Origin of the sequence: Pseudomonas sp. BS3767, from assembly GCF_900099665.1 — a bacterium.
GTDB classification, from domain to species: Bacteria; Pseudomonadota; Gammaproteobacteria; order Pseudomonadales; family Pseudomonadaceae; genus Aquipseudomonas; species Aquipseudomonas cerasi.
In genome coordinates this window covers 1-18577 of the sequence record NZ_FNCX01000008.1, presented here as the reverse complement: position 1 = coordinate 18577, position 18577 = coordinate 1, and the positions used below count along the sequence as shown (strand labels likewise).

Here is an 18577-nt window from a genome sequence, read left to right as displayed (position 1 = left end):
AGCCCCGTCGTTGACCCGACACACCTCATTTGAGAGCCGCTTATGTTTCCTGAAAGCTTAACTTTCTCGATCGCCAACTGGGTCAACGATGGCGTCGACTCACTGGTCACGCAGTACGGCGATGTGTTCCGGCACATTTCCGACACCCTGCTATGGGCCATCGTCAACCTCGAAGGCCTGCTGCGCATGGCGCCGTGGTGGCTGATGCTGATGATCGTCGGCGGTATTGCCTGGCACGCGACACGCAAGATCGTCACGACGCTGGTCATCGTCGGCCTGCTGTTTCTGGTCGGTGCGGTCGGGTTGTGGGACAAGCTGATGCAGACGCTGGCGCTGATGCTGGTCGCCACGATCATCGCGGTGCTGATCGGCATTCCGCTGGGCATCCTCTCGGCACGCAGCAATCGGCTGCGCTCGGTGCTGATGCCGCTGCTGGACATCATGCAGACCATGCCCAGCTTCGTGTACCTGATCCCGGTGCTGATGCTGTTCGGTCTGGGCAAAGTGCCGGCGATCTTCGCCACCGTAATTTACGCCGCACCGCCGCTGATTCGTCTGACCGATCTGGGCATTCGTCAGGTGGATGGTGAAGTGATGGAAGCCATCAACGCGTTCGGCGCCAATCGCTGGCAGCAACTGTTCGGCGTGCAACTGCCGCTGGCGATGCCGAGCATCATGGCCGGTATCAACCAGACCACCATGATGGCGCTGTCGATGGTGGTGATCGCCTCGATGATCGGCGCACGCGGGCTTGGCGAAGACGTGCTGGTGGGCATTCAGACCCTCAACGTCGGGCGCGGGCTGGAAGCGGGCCTGGCCATTGTCATTCTGGCGGTCGTCATCGACCGTATCACGCAGGCCTATGGCCGCCCACGGCATGAGGCGCACAAATGAGCAGCGTGGAACCGAACAAAATCGTCGTCAAAAACGTATTCAAGATCTTCGGCAACCGCTCGAAAGAAGCGCTGGAGTTGATCAGGCAAAACCAGAGCAAGGACCAGGTGCTGGCCCAGACCGGCTGTGTGGTCGGGGTCAACGACCTGTCGCTGTCGATCGGCAGCGGCGAAATCTTCGTCATCATGGGCCTCTCCGGCTCGGGAAAATCGACGCTGGTGCGTCACTTCAACCGGCTGATCGACCCCACCAGCGGCGAGATTCTGGTCGATGGCGAAGACATCCTGCGTTACGACATGGAGGCCTTGCGCCAATTCCGCCGACACAAGATCAGCATGGTGTTCCAGAGCTTCGGCCTGCTGCCGCACAAGACCGTGCTGGCCAACGTGGCCTACGGCCTGACCGTGCGTGGCGAGAGCAAGGCGCTGTGTCAGGAACGCGCGCTGCACTGGATCACCACCGTAGGCCTCAAGGGCTACGAAAACAAATACCCGCACCAGCTTTCCGGCGGCATGCGTCAGCGTGTGGGTCTGGCCCGCGCGCTGGCGGCCGACACCGACATCATTCTGATGGACGAAGCATTCAGCGCCCTCGACCCGTTGATCCGCGCCGAGATGCAGGACCAGTTGCTGGAGCTGCAAGCCAGCCTGCACAAGACCATCGTGTTCATTACCCACGATCTGGACGAGGCCGTGCGCATCGGCAATCGCATCGCGATCCTCAAGGATGGTCGATTGATTCAGGTCGGTACGCCGAAAGAAATTCTCCACTCGCCCGCCGACGATTACGTGGATCGTTTCGTTCAGCGCCGCGTAGCCACCCTTTAAGGACCGTTGCAGATGTCGCGAGCAGAACAGATCGTCATCGGTGAAGCACCTGCAGGCTGGCAGGACGTGGTCGCCGTGGCCCGGCAGGGCGCAAGACTGGTCCTGTCGGATGCTGCCTGGGCACGGATCGACAACGCTCAGGCCATCGTGCAGCGCATCGTCGTCAGCGGCGAGCGCGCCTATGGCGTGAACACCGGGCTCGGCGCGCTGTGCAATGTGTCACTGCAAGGCGAACAGCTCAGTCGCCTGTCGCGCAATACCCTGCTCAGCCATGCCTGCGGCGTCGGTGCGCCACTGGCCGACGAGCAGACCCGCGCAATCATCTGCGCCGCGATTCTCAACTACAGCCAGGGCAAGTCCGGCATTCACCGGCAAGTGGTCGAAGCGCTACTGGCCCTGCTCAACCGGGGCATCACGCCGCAAGTACCGGCGCAGGGCTCGGTGGGTTACCTGACGCACATGGCGCACGTCGGCGTCGCGTTGCTGGGCATCGGCCAGGTCAGCTATCGCGGGCAGATCGTCCCGGCTGAGCAGGCCTTGAACGAAGAAGGTCTGGCTCCGGTCATCCTCGGCGCCAAGGACGGATTGTGCCTGGTCAACGGCACACCGTGCATGACCGGCCTGAGCTGTCTGGCCATCGCCGACGCCGAGCGTCTGAGCCAGTGGGCCGACGTGATCGGCGCGATGAGCTTCGAAGCCCTGCGCGGCCAGCTGGACGCGTTCGATGCAAGCATCCTCGCCCTCAAGCCGCATCCGGGCATGCAACAGGTGGGCAAGAACCTGCGCACGTTACTGGCAGGCAGCGAAGTGCTCGCCAGCAGCGAAGGCATTCGTACCCAGGATGCGCTGAGTATTCGTTCGATTCCCCAGGTGCATGGCGCCACCCGCGACCAGTTGGCTCACGCCACTCGCCAGGTCGAGATCGAGCTCAATTCAGTCACCGATAACCCGCTGCTGCTCGGCACGCCCGACGCTTTCCGAGTGGTGTCCCAGGCCAATCCACACGGCCAGTCGGTGGCCATGGCGGCAGACCTGCTGTGCATGGCGATGGCCGAGCTGGGCTCGATCGCCGAACGGCGCCTGGACCGCCTGATCAACCCGATGGTCAGTGGCCTGCCGGCGTTTCTGGTCACCCAGCCGGGGGTCAACTCGGGAATGATGATCGTCCAGTACGTCGCCGCTTCGCTGTGCGCGGAAAACCGCCAGATGGCGCAACCGGCTGTGGTCGACAACTACGTGACTTCCGGTCTGCAGGAGGATCACCTGAGCCTGGGCACCAGCGCTGCGCTCAAGCTGCACAAGGTGCTGGGCAATACCACGCAGATTCTGGCCATCGAGTATTTACTCGCGGCCCAGGCATTCGAATTTCTCAAGACACAGGGTTTTGGCGTGGGCACCGGTGCCGCGTGGCGACTGCTGCGCGAGCGCATCCCGGCCTACGACGAAGACCGCTGGCTGGCTCCGGACATCGCCAGCAGCGCGGCCCTGATCAAAGACGAAACGTCGCTGGAAAGGGTTTTCCAGCACTGCCGTAACAACGCGGCAGACCTATAAAAACAGCATACGGCCACCAGCCGTCGCTGACATTCATCAAGGAGTAGCAGCATCGTGACCACCTTATCTGCCAAGACGCTGAACCTGATCCCCGGCCAACTGACCCTGGCGCAACTGCGCGGTATTTATCTACAGCCGGTCAGCCTGACGCTGGACAGCAGCGCAGACCAGCAGATCGACGACAGCGTCGCCTGTGTCGAGCGCATTCTGGCCGAGAACCGCACCGCCTACGGCATCAACACCGGGTTCGGTCTGCTGGCTTCGACGCGGATTGCCAGCGAAGACCTGGAAAACCTGCAGCGTTCGCTGGTGCTGTCGCATGCGGCCGGTGTCGGTCAGCCGATCAGCGACGAGCTGGTGCGTCTGATCATGGTGCTCAAGGTCAACAGCCTGAGCCGCGGCTTCTCGGGCATTCGGCGCGTGGTCATCGACGCCCTGATTGCGCTGATCAATGCCGAGGTCTACCCGCATATTCCGCTCAAGGGCTCGGTCGGTGCTTCCGGCGACCTTGCACCGCTGGCGCACATGTCGCTGGTGCTGCTGGGCGAAGGCAAGGCGCGCTACAAGGGCGAATGGCTGAACGGCGTCGATGCGCTGGCGGCTGCCGGGCTGCAACCGCTGACCCTGGCAGCCAAGGAAGGGCTGGCACTGCTCAACGGCACGCAAGTGTCTACCGCCTACGCATTGCGCGGCCTGTTCGAAGGCGAAGACCTGTTCGCTGCAGCCCTGACCTGCGGCTCGCTGACGGTTGAAGCGGTACTCGGTTCACGCTCGCCCTTCGACGCGCGTATTCATGCCGCACGCGGTCAGCGCGGGCAGATCGACGCGGCAGCCTGCTACCGTGACCTGCTGGGCGAAAGCAGCGGCGTGTCCGAGTCGCACCGCAACTGCGACAAGGTTCAGGACCCCTACTCGTTGCGCTGCCAGCCACAGGTCATGGGCGCATGCCTGACCCAACTGCGTCAGGCCGCCGAAGTGCTGGAAATCGAAGCCAACGCGGTGTCCGACAACCCGCTGGTGTTCGCCGCCGAGAACGACGTCATATCCGGTGGCAATTTTCACGCCGAGCCGGTCGCCATGGCGGCGGACAACCTCGCATTGGCCATCGCCGAGATAGGCTCGCTCAGCGAACGTCGCATTTCGCTGATGATGGACAAGCACATGTCGCAGCTGCCGCCCTTCCTGGTGGCCAACGGCGGCGTCAATTCCGGGTTCATGATCGCGCAGGTGACCGCCGCCGCGCTGGCCAGTGAAAATAAGGCATTGGCCCATCCGCACAGTGTCGACAGCCTGCCGACCTCGGCCAATCAGGAAGACCATGTGTCGATGGCACCGGCCGCCGGCAAGCGCTTATGGGAAATGGCAGAAAACGTTCGCGGGATTCTTGCCGTAGAATGGTTGGCTGCCTGCCAGGGTCTGGACTTGCGTGAGGGTCTGAAAACCTCTCCGAAGCTGGAGCAAGCCCGCAGCCTGTTGCGCAGCAAGGTCCCGTTCTATGAAAAGGACCGCTTTTTTGCACCGGACATCGAAGCTGCCAGTCAGCTGTTGTCCTCCACTTGCCTGAACCCGTTGGTTCCTGCACGTCTGCTACCCAGTCTGTGATGCACCGCGAGCCTGGCAGGGCTCGCTTTGGTCATCGCTGCGGGAGGCCGGATGCAGGCGTTCTCGCGGCTTTTGCCATACCTGTAATGAAATGGACCTGAAATGACGTCACAAGATGGTTTGAAACGCGGGTTATCCGCCCGCCACATCCGCTTCATGGCCCTGGGCTCTGCCATCGGCACAGGGTTGTTCTACGGCTCGGCCTCGGCGATTCAACAGGCCGGGCCTGCCGTATTGCTGGCGTACCTGATCGGCGGCGCGGCGGTGTACATGGTGATGCGCGCACTGGGCGAAATGGCCGTTCACGACCCGGTTTCCGGCTCCTTCAGCCATTACGCCACGCGCTACATGGGCCCGCTGGCCGGTTTCGTACTGGGCTGGACCTACGCATTCGAAATGATCATTGTCTGCCTCGCCGACGTGACCGCATTCGGCATTTACATGGGCTTCTGGTTTCCGGAGGTGCCGCGCTGGATCTGGGTGCTGGGCATCGTGTTCCTGATCGGCGCGCTCAACCTGTGCAATGTGAAAGTCTTCGGCGAAACCGAATTCTGGCTGTCGATCCTCAAGGTCAGCGCCATCGTGGCCATGATCGTCGCAGGCTTCGGCATCATGATCTTTGGCATCGGCAGCTCGACCAGCGGCACCGAAATAGGCATCAGCAACCTGTGGGCACACGGCGGCTTCATGCCCAACGGCGTCACCGGTCTGATCGCCTCGTTCGCGGTGGTGATGTTTGCCTTCGGCGGCATTGAAATCATCGGCATTACCGCAGGCGAAGCGAAGGACCCGCAACGCAGCCTGCCGCAGGCGATCAATGCCGTACCGCTGCGCATTCTGCTGTTCTACGTGCTGACACTGTTTGTGCTGATGTGCATCTACCCGTGGCCGCAGATCGGCACGCAGGGCAGCCCGTTCGTGCAGATTTTCGACAACCTGGGTATCGCTTCGGCGGCGACCATCCTCAACATCGTGGTGATCTCGGCGGCCGTATCGGCCATCAACAGCGACATCTTCGGCGCAGGCCGCATGATGTATGGGCTGGCCCGTGATGGTCAGGCGCCCGCCAGTTTTGCCCGCGTTTCACGCCATGGCGTGCCGTGGATGACCGTGCTGGTCATGGGCATCGCGTTGCTGGGCGGCGTGCTGCTCAACTACCTGATCCCCAAGGATGTGTTCCTGCTGATCGCGTCGCTGGCCACCTTCGCCACCGTGTGGGTCTGGCTGATGATTCTGCTGACGCAGGTCGCCATGCGCCGCTCGATGCACCGCGAGGAAGCGGCACAGCTGAAATTCGCCGTGCCGTTCTGGCCTTACGGGCCTGCGGCCGCCATCGCCTTCATGCTGTTCATCTTCGGCGTGCTGGGCTATTTCCCGGACAACCGTGCAGCCTTGATCGTCGGCGCAATCTGGATCGTGCTGCTGCTCATCGCCTACGCTGTGTGGGTCAAGCCCAAGGCGCTCAACAACACTCATTGATCAACGAGGCCTGGAATGAAAACGCTCTGGAAAAACTGTCACATCGCAAGCATGGCGCACGGCAAATACTCGATCATCGAGCATGCCGCCATCGTGACCTCCGGAGCGCTCATCGAGTGGATCGGGCCTCAGGCCGAGCTGGCCGAGCCGGAACATGACAACTGCATCGATCTGGGCGGTGCATGGGTCACGCCCGGCCTGATCGACTGTCACACCCATACGGTGTTCGGCGGCAACCGCAGTGGCGAGTTCGAACAGCGTCTGCAGGGCGTCAGCTACGCAGAAATAGCGGCAGCGGGCGGCGGTATTGCCAGCACGGTGCGTGCGACTCGCGCCGCCAGTGAAGATGAGCTGTACGCCAGTGCCGAGCGCCGCTTGCGGCACTTGCTCAAGGACGGCGTCACGACCGTCGAGATGAAGTCGGGCTACGGGCTGGACCTGGAAAACGAGCGCAAGATCCTGCGGGTGATTCGTCGTCTGGGCAACACCCAGCCAGTCACCGTGCGTGCCACCTGCCTGGCCGCCCATGCGCTGCCGCCGGAATACGCCGATCGCGCCGACGATTACATCAACCACATCTGCAACGACATGCTCCCGGCGCTGGCAGCCGAAGGGCTGGTCGATGCGGTGGATGCTTTCTGTGAATACCTGGCGTTTTCACCTGCGCAGGTCGAGCAGGTGTTCATCACCGCAGGGCAGTTGGCACTGCCGGTCAAACTGCATGCCGAGCAGCTGTCGTCATTGGGTGGATCGAGCCTGGCCGCGCGCTACAAGGCGCTGTCGGCGGATCATCTGGAGTTCATGACCGAGGACGACGCCATCGCCATGGCGGCTGCCGGAACCGTCGCGGTGCTGCTGCCGGGGGCGTTTTACTTCCTGCGTGAAACGCAACTGCCGCCGATGGACGCGCTGCGCAAGCACGGCGTGCCGATTGCGATTTCCACCGACCTCAACCCTGGCACCTCGCCGGGCCTGTCATTGCGCCTGATGCTGAACATGGCCTGCACGCTGTTTCGCATGACGCCCGAAGAAGCACTGGCGGGGGTGACGTTCAATGCCGCCAGGGCGTTGGGCATGAGCGCGACCCACGGCTCGCTGGAGGTCGGCAAGGTGGCGGATTTCATCGCCTGGAACATTGAACGGCCGGCTGATCTGGCCTACTGGCTGGGCGGCGATCTGGACAAACGTATCGTGCGCCACGGCGTCGAATCATCGATCTGAAGGAGAGCCCTGTGGATAACGTTCTGACATTCAAGCGTGGCCGTATTCCGCTGCTGATCAGCATGCCGCATGCCGGTCTGAAACTGACCCCGGTGGTCGAAGCCGCGCTGGTGGACGAAGCCTTGAGCCTGCCGGATACCGACTGGCACATTCCGCGTTTGTATGACTTCGCCGCTGAATTGGGCGCCAGCACCCTGGCCGCCGAATACTCGCGCTTTGTCATCGACCTCAACAGGCCGTCTGACGACAAGCCCATGTACGCCGGTGCGACCACCGGCCTGTTTCCGTCGATCCTGTTCGATGGCGTGCCACTGTTCAAGGACGGCCAGACGCCCAGCGCCGAGGAACGAGCGCGGTATCTGCAACAGATCTGGACGCCGTATCACCAGACGCTGGAGCAGGAACTGCAGCGCATGCGTGACGAGTTCGGCTATGCGCTGCTGTTCGACGCCCACTCGATTCGCGGCCACATCCCGCACCTGTTCGACGGCCGCCTGCCGGACTTCAACCTGGGCACCTTCAATGGTCTGAGCTGCGACCCGGAACTGGCCAGCCGACTGGAGCAGGTCTGCGCAGCGGCCAAGGACTACAGCCATGTGTTGAACGGACGCTTCAAGGGCGGCCACATCACCCGCCACTACGGCAACCCGGCCAACAACATCCACGCAGTACAGCTGGAGCTGGCGCAAAGCACCTACATGGACGAATTCGTGCCCTTCCACTACCGCCCGGACCTGGCCGAGCCGACCCGCGCCGTGCTAAAGCCACTGCTGGAAACCTTCATCGCCTGGGGGCAGGAGCGCTTTGGCTGATGAAGGCGGACGCCGAGCGTCCAGAAAGGCGCTACCACGCGGAGCGTGGGAGCGATAGCCAGTGATCGGAGCCGGTGGCCATGATTATCGTTCCCATGCTCCGCGTGGGAATGCCGTTTGGACGCTCCGCGTCCGCCCTTCAACGTTGCCGACTGATCACTTCTTGAGCAAGCGCAAACCGTTGAACACCACCAGCAAGCTCACGCCCATGTCGGCAAACACCGCCATCCACATGGTCGCCAGGCCCGCGAAGGTGATGCCGATGAACAGCACCTTGGTCACGATGGCCAACACGATGTTCTGCTTCAGCACCGCCGATGTCCGGCGTGAAAGCGCAATGAATGTTGGAATCTTGCGCAGATCATCGTCCATCAGGGCGACATCTGCTGTCTCGATGGCCGTATCGGTGCCTGCAGCGGCCATCGCGAAACCGATCTCCGCACGGGCCAGCGCAGGCGCATCATTGATACCGTCGCCCACCATGCCTACCCGGTGATTACGGCCGTAAAGCGCCTCGATCGCACTGAGCTTGTCGGCAGGCAGCAGATTACCCTGCGCTTCATCGATGCCGACCTGATCGGCAATCGCCTTGGCGGTGTGCGGGTTATCACCGGTCAGCATGACCGTCTTGATGCCCAGCTCGTGCAACTGGGCAATGGCCTCACGGCTGGTCTCCTTCACCGTATCGGCGACGGCAAACAGCGCGATCGGGCCAGAGGCATCGAGCAACAGCACCACGGTCTTGCCCTGCATTTCCAGCGCATCGAGCCTGGCTTCCAGCTCCGGCGAACACAGGCCCAGCTCCTCCACCAGGCGATGGTTGCCCAGGTGATACATCTGGCCGTTGATCTCGCCTTTCACACCCCGCCCACCCAGCGCCTCGAACGCGCTGACTTCATGCAGCGTCAGGCTGCCATCGGCGGCCTTGGCAATCGCCTGGGAAACCGGGTGATCTGAACGCCCGGCAAGGCTCGCGGCAATCACCGGGGCACTGTCGGCAACAGCAGGGTTCAATGGCACATAATCAGTCTGCACCGGCTTGCCGTGGGTCAGCGTGCCGGTTTTATCCAGGGCCAGGTAATCGAGCTTCTCGCCCATTTCCAGATAAACGCCACCCTTGATCAAAATCCCCTTGCGCGCCGCCGCTGCCAGACCGCTGACGATGGTCACCGGCGTGGAAATCACCAGCGCACATGGGCAGGCCACCACCAGCAGCACCAGCGCCCGGTAGATCCAGTCATACCATTCGCCGCCGAAGAACAGCGGCGCGACCAACGCCAATGCCAACGCAACGACGAACACCACCGGCGTATAAATGCGCGAAAAGCTGTCGACAAAGCGCTGGGTCGGCGCACGCGAACCCTGCGCCGCTTCTACCGCATGAATGATGCGCGCCAGCGTCGAGTTGTTCGCGGCGGCGGTGACGCGATATTCCAGCGAACCGGCCTGGTTGATGGTGCCCGCGAAAACCTTGTCGCCGACAGTCTTTTCCACCGGCAGGCTTTCACCGGTAATCGATGCCTGATCGATCGTCGAGCTGCCGGACACCACTTCACCGTCCAGTCCGACACGCTCGCCGGGCTTGATCCGGACGATAGCCTCCAGTTCGACGTTTTTGGCGTCGATTTCCTGCCAGCTGCCATCCGCCTGCTTGACGGTGGCAAGCTCAGGCGTCAGTTGCATCAGGCCACTGATCGCATTGCGCGCGCGGTCCAGTGACTTGGCTTCGATCAACTCGGCGATGGTAAACAGGAACATCACCATTGCCGCTTCCGGCCACTGACCGATCAGAATGGCGCCGGTCACCGCGATGCTCATCAGCGCATTGATGTTCAGGTTGAAGTTCTTGAGTGCGATCCAGCCCTTCTTGTAGGTCGTCAGCCCGCAACTGAAGATCGACACCAGCGCCAGCAAGGCAACCACCCAGGTCGGGCCGAGCGAAGCAAAATGGACCACCTCTGCGCCCAGCGCCGCAACGCCGGACAACGCCAGCGGCCACCAGTGTTTCTTCACCACCGACGCCGAGTCGGCAGACGCTGCACCCTCCTCGACCGGCTCGGCCTGCATGCCCAGTGAACTGATAGCCTCACGAATCGGGTCGGTGGACGGCAGGTCGTGCCAGACCCCCAGCATGCGGTTGATCAGGTTGAATTCCAGCTTCTGCACACCGGCCAGCTTGCCCAGCTTGTTCTGGATCAGCGTCTGCTCGGTGGGGCAATCCATCGCCTCGATACGGAAGCTGCTAAGACGACCACCCGCTGCAGACGCTTCGCCAAAGGTCACTACAGCGGGCTGTGCATCGCTGGAGCAGCACGAATGGGCATGCTCCACGGGCTTTTGCTCGTGTGCGTGCTCGCCGTGATCATGGTCATGATCGTGGTCATGTGCGGGGGAATTCTTGATCGTCGTGCCCATTCGTTGTGGCTCCAGGATTCTGCTTGTTGCCAAGTGAACACCCTGTAGCCACTATAGGGTCAAGCACTCAAACGAGATGAGTCCACATGAAAATCGGCGAACTGGCAAAACTGACCGACACCCAGGTCGAAACCATCCGTTATTACGAGCGCGAAGGCCTGCTGCCCGCCCCCGCCCGCAGTGACGGCAATTACCGGCTGTATACCCAGGCGCACATGGAGCGCCTGTCGTTCATCCGCAATTGCCGCAGCCTGGACATGACCCTCGAAGAAATCCGCAACCTGCTCAACCTGCGCGACAGCCCGCAGGACCAGTGCGAAAACGTCAACACCCTGATCGACGAACACATCGAACACGTCAACGCCCGCGTCGCAAGCCTGCAAGCGCTCCAGGAACAACTGCTCGACCTGCGTCGCCGCTGCAGCGATGGCACGACAGAACATTGCGCGATACTGGAGAGGCTGGAAGTGACGGGGGCTGTGGCAGCGCCAGAGGGCGAGCCTTCACATGTGGGGAGGAGTCATGGGCATTGAGAGGGGTTTGACACCTCTCGTTCCTCAGGCGGGAACGAGAAGGTCATAGCGCGAAGCCCTCTTAGACCGCCATCGGCGCCGTCATTGCCGGGTGGTGCTGGTAGCCTTCCAGGGTGAAGTCCGAAGGCTCGATCAGTTCCAGCCATTCAGGCTGGTACACACCGGTCTTGGCAAACTCGGGTACACGCTCGGAGATGACCAGTTTCGGCATCGGGTACGGCTCGCGGGTCATCTGTTCGTTGAGCATGTCCAGATGGTTTTCGTACACGTGGGCGTCGCCGATGAAGTAGGTGAACCAGCGTGGGGTGTAGCCGGTCAGGCGGCCGATCAGGCTCAGCAGCGCGGCGCCTTCGGTCAGGTTGAACGGCGTGCCGAGGCCCAGATCGTTGGAGCGGATGTACAGCGTCAGCGAGATTTCGCGGGTCTGCGGGTTCGGGTGCAGTTGGTACAGCAGGTGGCACGGCGGCAGGGCCATTTCATCGAGCTGTGCGCAGTTCCAGCCATGGAACAAAATGCGGCGGCTGCTTGGGTCGTTGATGATGGTGTCGACGCACTGGCGAATCTGGTCGATGGCCTTGTACAGGACCACGAACGACTGACCGTCTTCTTCGGATTCGGCAATCTGACGATACCCCTGGCCCAGCGCCAGTTCTATGGCCGCGACATTGCCGGCATCGATACGCTTGTAGGCTGGCCACTTGCGCCATTGCACGCCATAGATTTCGCCCAGATCGTCCTCGCCCTTGCGGAACGGGTTGTTCAGCCACTGAGCGTTTTCGTTGGCGTTCTGATCCCAGACCTTGCAACCCAGTTCGCGGAATTCGGCGGCGTTGTTCACGCCACGCAGAAAGCCGACCATCTCGCCGATGGCCGATTTGAAGGCCATGCGCCGTGTGGTGATCGCCGGAAAACCTTCCTGCAAGTCATAACGCAGCATCGCACCCGGAAAGCTGATGGTGTTCACGCCGGTACGGTTGGCTTGCAAGGTCCCGTGCTTGATCACATGAGCGACCAGTTCCAGATATTGCTTCATAAATCACCTGCCTTGTTGAACGCGCCGGGTGCTGACACCCGGCGTTTCGGTATTAAGCCGCTGCCTTGCTGGCAGACGGTTCGCGCTTGTAGGCCAGCCAGATCAGGAACAGGCCGGCGATGATCATCGGCAGGCTGAGAATCTGGCCCATGGTCACCCAGCCCCACGCCAGGTAGCCCAACTGGGCGTCAGGGACGCGGACGAACTCGACTACAAAGCGGAATATCCCGTAAAACAGCGCAAACATGCCGGAAACGGCCATGGTTGGACGCGGCTTGCGGGCGTACAGATTGAGGATGATGAACAGCGCAACGCCTTCCAAGGCGAACTGATACAGCTGCGAAGGATGACGCGCCAGTTGCGCAGGGTCGCTGAATGGCGGGAAAACCATCGCCCACGGCACGTCGGTCGGCTTGCCCCACAGCTCGGCATTGATGAAGTTGCCGATACGCCCGGCACCCAGGCCGATCGGCACAAGCGGAGCAACGAAGTCCATCAGCTGGAAGAAGCTTTTGCCGTTGCGCTTGCCAAACCACCAGGCCGCGATCATCACGCCGACAAAGCCGCCGTGGAACGCCATACCACCCTTCCAGACTTCGAAGATCAGCAGCGGGTTGGCGATGTAGGCCGACAGGTCGTAGAACAGCACGTAGCCCAGCCGCCCGCCGACAATCACGCCCATGGCCAGCCAGAAAATCAGGTCGGAGAGTTTTTCCTTGGTCCAGGTCGGGTCGAACTTGTTCAGGCGACGCGACGCAAGCAGCCAGGCGCCGCCGATACCGACCAGGTACATCAAACCGTACCAGTGAATTTGCAGCGGGCCGATAGCGACGGCTACCGGGTCAATCTGCGGGTAAGGCAGCATTGCGACTCCTCAATTGGAACGCCCTTGCGAGCGACTGAATCAGGCGCGCATGTTACCGGAGCCCGGCAGGATGCTCTAGCGGCGACCGATGGAAGCCGCCTGAACGAAATGAAAAAAGATACGCCTGATGTGTCCAGCCGTACGCTTAGCGCTTCCGCGCACAGCGTTATAGACAGGTCTTGGAGCGCACTGAATACGTGCCTTACAGGCTTCTGCCCCCAGGGCGTAGGAGCGAACCGGGCAAGGCTTGGCGTGTTCGCGAAGACGGTGTTTCAAACGACACATTTTCGGCGATCATGCCGACCTCTTCGCGAACAAGTTCGCTCCTACGGGGCAGTGTGTACCCCTGTGGGAGTGAGCTTGCTCACGAAGGCGGTAGCCCAAACGCGCCATTCCCCGGAGTCTGTACCGGCCTCTTCGCGAACAAGTGAACGTCGACCGGCCCGCCCCACAGGTGCATGTGTACCCCTGTGGGAGTGAGCTTGCTCACGAAAGCATTGGTAGCGCTTAGTGCCCTTTGACCGAGCTCGGGTTGATCATCCGCGACAGGCCGAGGTTTTTCAGCGCCAGTTGCAGAGAACTGCTGATGACTTGCGGGTTATCGTTGGTCATCAGTTGCGCCAGCAGTTCCTTGGCCTTGCTGAGGTTGATCTGGCGCAGCATCCACTTCACTTTAGGCAGGTTGGTGGCGTTCATCGACAGGCTGTCGAAGCCCATCGCCATCAACAGTACCGCTGCTGCCGGGTCACCCGCCATTTCGCCGCAGATGCTCACCGGCTTGCCCTCGGCGTGGGCATCACGCACCACGCTTTGCAGCGCCTGAAGCACTGCCGGGTGCAGGTAATCATAGAGATCGGCCACGCGCGGGTTGTTGCGGTCGACCGCGAGCAGGTATTGAGTCAGGTCGTTGGAGCCGACCGAGAGGAAGTCCACCTGACGCGCCAGATCGCGGGTCTGGTAGACCGCGGCAGGCACTTCAATCATCACGCCCACCGGCGGCATGGGCACGTCGGTGCCTTCGTCGCGCACCTCGCCCCAGGCGCGGTGGATCAGGTGCAGCGCTTCTTCCACTTCGTGGGTGCTGGAGATCATCGGCAATAGAATGCGCAGGTTATTCAGGCCCTCGCTGGCCTTGAGCATGGCGCGGGTCTGGACCAGGAAAATTTCCGGGTGGTCGAGGGTGACGCGAATACCGCGCCAGCCGAGGAACGGGTTGTCTTCCTTGATCGGGAAGTAGGACAGCGACTTGTCGCCACCGATGTCCAGGCTACGCATGGTCACCGGCAGTGGATGGAAGGCGGCCAGTTGCTCGCGGTAGATCGCCAGCTGTTCCTTTTCACTCGGGAAGCGCTGGTTGATCATGAACGGTACTTCGGTGCGGTACAGGCCTACCCCTTCGGCGCCACGCTGTTGCGCACGCGCCACGTCGGCCAGCAGACCGGTGTTGACCCACAGCGGCATGCGATGCCCGTCGAGAGTGACGCAAGGGAGTTCGCGCAGGGCATCCAGGCCCTGGGAGAGCTGACGCTCCTCCTCCACCACCTTGCCGAACTGCTTGCGCATGATTTCGCTGGGGTTGGTGAAGACTTCGCCATGATAGCCGTCGACCACCAGATCGATGCCATCGACCTTGGAGTAAGGGAAGTCCACAAGGCCCATGACCGTGGGAATGCCCATGGCCCGCGCCAGAATCGCGACGTGGGAGTTGCCGGAACCCTGAACCGACACCAGGCCGACCAGTTTGCCTTCCGGCACTTCGCCGAGCATGGCCGGGGTCAGCTCCTCGCTGACCAGAATCGTGTTATCGGGATAGACCAGCGCCTGTTGTCGCGCCTCCTGGAGGTAAGCCAGCAGACGGCGGCCCAGGTCCTTGACGTCCGACGCCCGCTCGCGCAGGTAGGCATCGTCCATCAGCTCGAAACGTTTGACGTGCTCACTGACCACCGAGCGCAAGGCACCCTGCGCCCATTGACCGGTCTTGATGACGTCGGTCACTTCGCTGCCCAGCGAGGCGTCGTCGAGCATCATCAGGTAGACATCGAACAGCGCCCGCTCTTCGGGACGCAACTGGGTGGCCAGTTTGGCTGACAGGGTGCGCATGTCATTGCGTACGCCTTCCAGCGCGTTCTGGAACAGCGCCAGTTCAGCGGCGATGTCAGTGACGGTCTTGTCGGGGACCACTTCCAGATCGGCAGGCGGCAGCATGACCACGGCGACACCGACCGCAGCACCCGGCGAACCGGCGACACCCACGAACTTGGCTTCCTGAATGCCTTTGCCCTGACGACCCAGACCGCGGATCGAGCCGGTCGCTTCGGCATGCGCGATAACGCCCGCCAGTTGCGCGCTCATGGTGACCAGAAAGGCTTCTTCGCCCTCGTCGAACTGACGGCGCTCCTTTTGCTGGATGACCAACACGCCAACCACGCGCCGGTGGTGAATGATCGGCGCGCCCAGGAACGAGGCGTAGCGTTCCTCACCGGTCTCGGCGAAGTAGCGATAACGAGGGTGATCTGCGGCGTTTTCGAGATTCAGCGGTTCTTCGCGCGTACCGACCAGGCCGACCAGGCCTTCATTCGGCGCCATGCTGACTTTACCGATGGAGCGCTTGTTGAGGCCTTCGGAAGCCATCAGGACAAAGCGGTTGACCTCGGCATCGAGCAGGTAGACCGAGCAGACCTGGCTGCCCATGGCCTCCTTGACGCGCAACACAATAATGCCCAACGCCGCCTTGAGATCCTTGGCGGAGTTAACTTCCTGGACGATCTTGCGCAGCGTATTGAGCATGGCTCGGGGTCGAACTCCGTGTCAGTCGCGCGATAAGAGGCGCGGGGCAAGCTCTTTGAGTGCGCGTCGATACACCTCGCGCTTGAATGTCACCACCTGGCCTAACGGGTACCAATAACTGACCCAGCGCCAGCCATCGAACTCCGGTTTACCGGTCAAATCCATCCGCACCCGCTGCTCGTTGGAGATCAGGCGCAGGAGAAACCATTTTTGCTTCTGGCCGATACACAGCGGCTGGCTGTGGGTACGGACCAGTCTTTGCGGCAGACGATAGCGCAACCAGCCCCGAGTGCAGGCAAGTATTTGCACATCATGTCGTTCCAGACCGACTTCTTCATTCAATTCGCGATAAAGCGCGTCTTCCGGCGTCTCCTGCGGGTTGATACCCCCTTGAGGAAACTGCCAGGCATCCTGGTTAATACGCCGAGCCCATAGGACCTGACCAGCATCGTTTGTCAGAATAATCCCGACATTAGGACGGAAACCATCGGGGTCGATCACGGCAACAACCTCGCAAACGCATGTCGCCGCATTGTTCCACAAAGGCGATCAAACCAGCAACGAGGCTTATCACCTTATGTGAAGACTTGTGAAAACCTCGTATTCTGGGGCTCTTTTTTCAACTATTTCAGCGAGTAACCCTATGCGCCTGGCTTTATTCGACCTCGACAACACCCTTCTGGGCGGCGACAGCGATCACGCCTGGGGCGATTACCTGTGCCGGCGCGGGATCCTTGATGCCGCGACCTACAAGACCCGCAACGACGAGTTCTATCAGGATTACCTGGCCGGCACGCTGAACATGACCGACTACCTGAATTTTACCCTGGAGATTCTGGGCAACACTGACATGGCGCAGCTTGAGCAGTGGCATCGCGAGTTCATGCGCGACTGCATCGAACCAATGATGCTGCCCAAGGCGCTGGAATTGATCGCCAAACACCGAGAGGCTGGCGACAAGCTGGTGGTGATCACCGCCACCAACCGCTTTGTGACAGCACCTATCGTGGCGCAGCTGGGCATCGATACCCTGCTGGCGACCGAGTGCGAAATGGTGGATGGACGCTATACCGGTCGTACCACGGGTGTGCCCTGCTTCCGTGAAGGCAAGGTGACACGCCTCAACCAGTGGCTGGAAGACAACGCGTTCAGCCTCGAGGGCAGCTATTTCTACAGTGACTCGATGAACGACCTGCCTCTGCTGGAGCAGGTGGCCAACCCGGTCGCGGTCGATCCGGACGATAAATTGCGTGCCGAAGCCGAGCGACGCGGCTGGCCGGTGATTACCCTGCGCCACTGAGTGCTGGCAATACTCAGGCCGGTTTGAAGCCCGTCAGACCGGCCATTGCCACGAAGCACACAACGCTGATCACCGTCAGCGCCAAGGTGAAGCCGCGCTTGCCACCTTTGGCACCAAGACGCAAGCGGTTGAGCCTGGCCACCAGCCAGACCCAACTGCACAGCCCCAGGGTGTAAAGCACGCTGCTGCCCAGCACCCAGGTCTGGCCCAGTGACAGGCCTTTCAAATGCACCAGCCACCAGCCACTGAACGGCAGCGTCGCCAGGCAAACGGCCATCAACACCCAGAAAAACAGCAATGGCCGCTTGAGCAGGCGATTCTGCACGGTCGTGTCGCCTTCAAGACGCACCTTGACCACCCCGCTGGCCAACACCAGCGCGCTGATCAGCAACAACGCGATGGCGACGATGTGCAGGGTATTAAGGGTGGTGATGGGTTCCATGACGCGGTGTTCCTCTGGAATCGGGCTTGGGTGAGTTTAGCAGTGTGGACACAAGAGCCGTGCCCTAAGCGCTATCGCGCCCGTGCTCCACGTGGGCATGCCGGTCTGGACGCTCCGCGTCCTCTTGCGACGCAGAGCGTCGTGAACTGCATTCCCACGCTGGAGCGTGAGGAACGATAGTTGTCAGTCAGATCCCCATCGTGCCCATGCTCCGCGTGGGTATGCCGGTCTGGCGCTCCGCGTCCTCTTGCGACGCAGAGCGTCGTGAACTGCATTCCCACGCTGGAGCGTGAGGAACGATAGTCGTCAGGGAGAACACTATCGTGCCCATGCTCCGCGTGGGTATGCCGCTCTGGACGCTCCGCGTCCTCTTGCGACGCAGAGCGTCGTGAACTGCATTCCCACGCTGGAGCGTGAGGAACGATAGTTGTCAGTCAGATCCCCATCGTGCCCATGCTCCGCGTGGGTATGCCGGTCTGGACGCTCTGCGTCCTCTTGTGACGCGGAGCGTCGTGAACGCGAGATATCCCGGCCTTAGCCCAGAAACAGCCTGTACGCCGGGTTCTCGCTCTCGTCCCAATACGGGTAACCGATCTCATCCAGTGCAGCGCCGACCAGATGCCGCTCATCCTCCGGCACCACCAGCCCGGCAACCACCCGGCCGTCAGCAGCGCCGTGGTTGCGGTAGTGGAACATGGAGATGGTCCAGCGGCCGCCCAGACGGTTGAGGAAGTTGAACAGCGCGCCCGGTCGCTCCGGGAACTCGAAGCGCAGCACCACTTCATCATTGACCCGCTCGGCATGCCCGCCAAC

15 protein-coding genes and 1 pseudogene are annotated in these 18577 nt (G+C 61.6%); 9 read left to right on the top strand and 7 right to left on the bottom strand.

Translation table 11 applies throughout. The annotated features are described in order from the left end of the window. The first annotated feature begins 42 nt into the window (after positions 1–42). The 7 genes from BLR16_RS20695 to hutG all read left to right on the top strand — a co-directional run bounded on the left by BLR16_RS20695 (position 43) and on the right by hutG (position 8389). The gene (locus tag BLR16_RS20695; protein ID WP_058416798.1) at positions 43–894 is read left to right on the top strand and encodes an ABC transporter permease; all 852 of its coding nucleotides are present in this window, start codon (positions 43–45) and stop codon (positions 892–894) included. Then, positions 891–1721: a quaternary amine ABC transporter ATP-binding protein gene (locus BLR16_RS20690; protein ID WP_003432397.1), complete on the top strand. Its 831-nt coding sequence runs from the start codon at positions 891–893 to the stop codon at positions 1719–1721. Before BLR16_RS20695 ends, BLR16_RS20690 begins: the two co-directional genes overlap by 4 nt. A 12-nt stretch (positions 1722–1733) precedes the next feature. Further along, entirely contained in the window at positions 1734–3275 is a 1542-nt protein-coding gene (gene hutH, locus BLR16_RS20685) for an HAL/PAL/TAL family ammonia-lyase (protein ID WP_074807168.1), read from the top strand. A gap of 54 nt (positions 3276–3329) precedes the next feature. Then, the gene (gene hutH, locus BLR16_RS20680; RefSeq protein ID WP_003372122.1) at positions 3330–4877 is read left to right on the top strand and encodes a histidine ammonia-lyase; all 1548 of its coding nucleotides are present in this window, start codon (positions 3330–3332) and stop codon (positions 4875–4877) included. 102 nt (positions 4878–4979) lie between these two features. Then, positions 4980–6356: an amino acid permease gene (locus tag BLR16_RS20675; protein WP_003432387.1), complete on the top strand. Its 1377-nt coding sequence runs from the start codon at positions 4980–4982 to the stop codon at positions 6354–6356. 15 nt (positions 6357–6371) lie between these two features. Next, the gene (gene hutI, locus BLR16_RS20670; protein WP_003432386.1) at positions 6372–7577 is read left to right on the top strand and encodes an imidazolonepropionase; all 1206 of its coding nucleotides are present in this window, start codon (positions 6372–6374) and stop codon (positions 7575–7577) included. A gap of 11 nt (positions 7578–7588) precedes the next feature. Then, positions 7589–8389 (top strand): N-formylglutamate deformylase, encoded by an 801-nt coding sequence (gene hutG, locus BLR16_RS20665; protein ID WP_003350448.1) that lies wholly within the window; start codon positions 7589–7591, stop codon positions 8387–8389. A gap of 156 nt (positions 8390–8545) precedes the next feature. Here hutG and BLR16_RS20660 read toward each other — a convergent pair whose 3' ends face one another. Beyond that, a complete protein-coding gene (locus BLR16_RS20660; protein ID WP_074807165.1) occupies positions 8546–10804 on the bottom strand; it encodes a heavy metal translocating P-type ATPase in 2259 nt (752 codons plus the stop codon). A gap of 86 nt (positions 10805–10890) precedes the next feature. On the opposite strand from BLR16_RS20660, the gene cadR reads away from it, so the two are divergent. After that, on the top strand, positions 10891–11337 hold the full coding sequence (cadR, locus tag BLR16_RS20655) for a Cd(II)/Pb(II)-responsive transcriptional regulator (protein ID WP_058416802.1): 447 nt from the start codon (positions 10891–10893) through the stop codon (positions 11335–11337). 61 nt (positions 11338–11398) lie between these two features. On the opposite strand, the gene BLR16_RS20650 is transcribed toward cadR, so the two are convergent. The 4 genes from BLR16_RS20650 to BLR16_RS20635 all read right to left on the bottom strand — a co-directional run bounded on the left by BLR16_RS20650 (position 11399) and on the right by BLR16_RS20635 (position 16523). Then, a complete protein-coding gene (locus BLR16_RS20650) occupies positions 11399–12370 on the bottom strand; it encodes a thymidylate synthase (RefSeq protein ID WP_074807161.1) in 972 nt (323 codons plus the stop codon). A 52-nt stretch (positions 12371–12422) separates the two neighbouring features. Beyond that, positions 12423–13235, bottom strand: coding sequence for a prolipoprotein diacylglyceryl transferase (gene lgt / locus BLR16_RS20645; protein WP_003432384.1), 813 nt, complete (start codon positions 13233–13235; stop codon positions 12423–12425). 507 nt (positions 13236–13742) lie between these two features. Continuing rightward, positions 13743–16022 carry a phosphoenolpyruvate--protein phosphotransferase gene (ptsP, locus tag BLR16_RS20640; protein ID WP_002555744.1) on the bottom strand — a complete coding sequence of 760 codons (2280 nt, stop codon included), beginning with the start codon at positions 16020–16022 and terminating at the stop codon, positions 13743–13745. Positions 16023–16043: 21 nt separating this feature from the next. After that, positions 16044–16523, bottom strand: coding sequence for an RNA pyrophosphohydrolase (locus tag BLR16_RS20635; protein WP_002555745.1), 480 nt, complete (start codon positions 16521–16523; stop codon positions 16044–16046). 142 nt (positions 16524–16665) lie between these two features. Here BLR16_RS20635 and BLR16_RS20630 point away from each other — a divergent pair, with 142 nt between their 5' ends. Next, a complete protein-coding gene (locus BLR16_RS20630; RefSeq protein WP_003372134.1) occupies positions 16666–17322 on the top strand; it encodes a histidinol-phosphatase in 657 nt (218 codons plus the stop codon). Between the two features lie 13 nt (positions 17323–17335). Here the strand turns inward: BLR16_RS20630 and BLR16_RS20625 are convergent, their stop codons facing one another. Both BLR16_RS20625 and BLR16_RS20620 read right to left on the bottom strand, forming a co-directional pair. Then, a complete protein-coding gene (locus tag BLR16_RS20625) occupies positions 17336–17764 on the bottom strand; it encodes a DUF2269 family protein (RefSeq protein ID WP_003343869.1) in 429 nt (142 codons plus the stop codon). Positions 17765–18298: 534 nt separating this feature from the next. Beyond that, positions 18299–18577 (bottom strand): annotated as a pseudogene (locus BLR16_RS20620) (threonine dehydratase); the annotation flags it as partial.

What these genes read in the sequence shown, in the direction of transcription:
- BLR16_RS20695 (WP_058416798.1), top strand. Translation starts at nt 43, where the DNA reads ATGTTTCCTGAAAGCTTAACTTTCTCGATCGCCAACTGGGTCAACGAT.
- BLR16_RS20690 (WP_003432397.1), top strand. Translation starts at nt 891, where the DNA reads ATGAGCAGCGTGGAACCGAACAAAATCGTCGTCAAAAACGTATTCAAG.
- hutH (WP_074807168.1), top strand. Translation starts at nt 1,734, where the DNA reads ATGTCGCGAGCAGAACAGATCGTCATCGGTGAAGCACCTGCAGGCTGG.
- BLR16_RS20675 (WP_003432387.1), top strand. Translation starts at nt 4,980, where the DNA reads ATGACGTCACAAGATGGTTTGAAACGCGGGTTATCCGCCCGCCACATC.
- hutI (WP_003432386.1), top strand. Translation starts at nt 6,372, where the DNA reads ATGAAAACGCTCTGGAAAAACTGTCACATCGCAAGCATGGCGCACGGC.
- BLR16_RS20660 (WP_074807165.1), bottom strand. Translation starts at nt 10,804, where the DNA reads ATGGGCACGACGATCAAGAATTCCCCCGCACATGACCACGATCATGAC.
- cadR (WP_058416802.1), top strand. Translation starts at nt 10,891, where the DNA reads ATGAAAATCGGCGAACTGGCAAAACTGACCGACACCCAGGTCGAAACC.
- BLR16_RS20650 (WP_074807161.1), bottom strand. Translation starts at nt 12,370, where the DNA reads ATGAAGCAATATCTGGAACTGGTCGCTCATGTGATCAAGCACGGGACC.
- lgt (WP_003432384.1), bottom strand. Translation starts at nt 13,235, where the DNA reads ATGCTGCCTTACCCGCAGATTGACCCGGTAGCCGTCGCTATCGGCCCG.
- ptsP (WP_002555744.1), bottom strand. Translation starts at nt 16,022, where the DNA reads ATGCTCAATACGCTGCGCAAGATCGTCCAGGAAGTTAACTCCGCCAAG.
- BLR16_RS20630 (WP_003372134.1), top strand. Translation starts at nt 16,666, where the DNA reads ATGCGCCTGGCTTTATTCGACCTCGACAACACCCTTCTGGGCGGCGAC.
- BLR16_RS20625 (WP_003343869.1), bottom strand. Translation starts at nt 17,764, where the DNA reads ATGGAACCCATCACCACCCTTAATACCCTGCACATCGTCGCCATCGCG.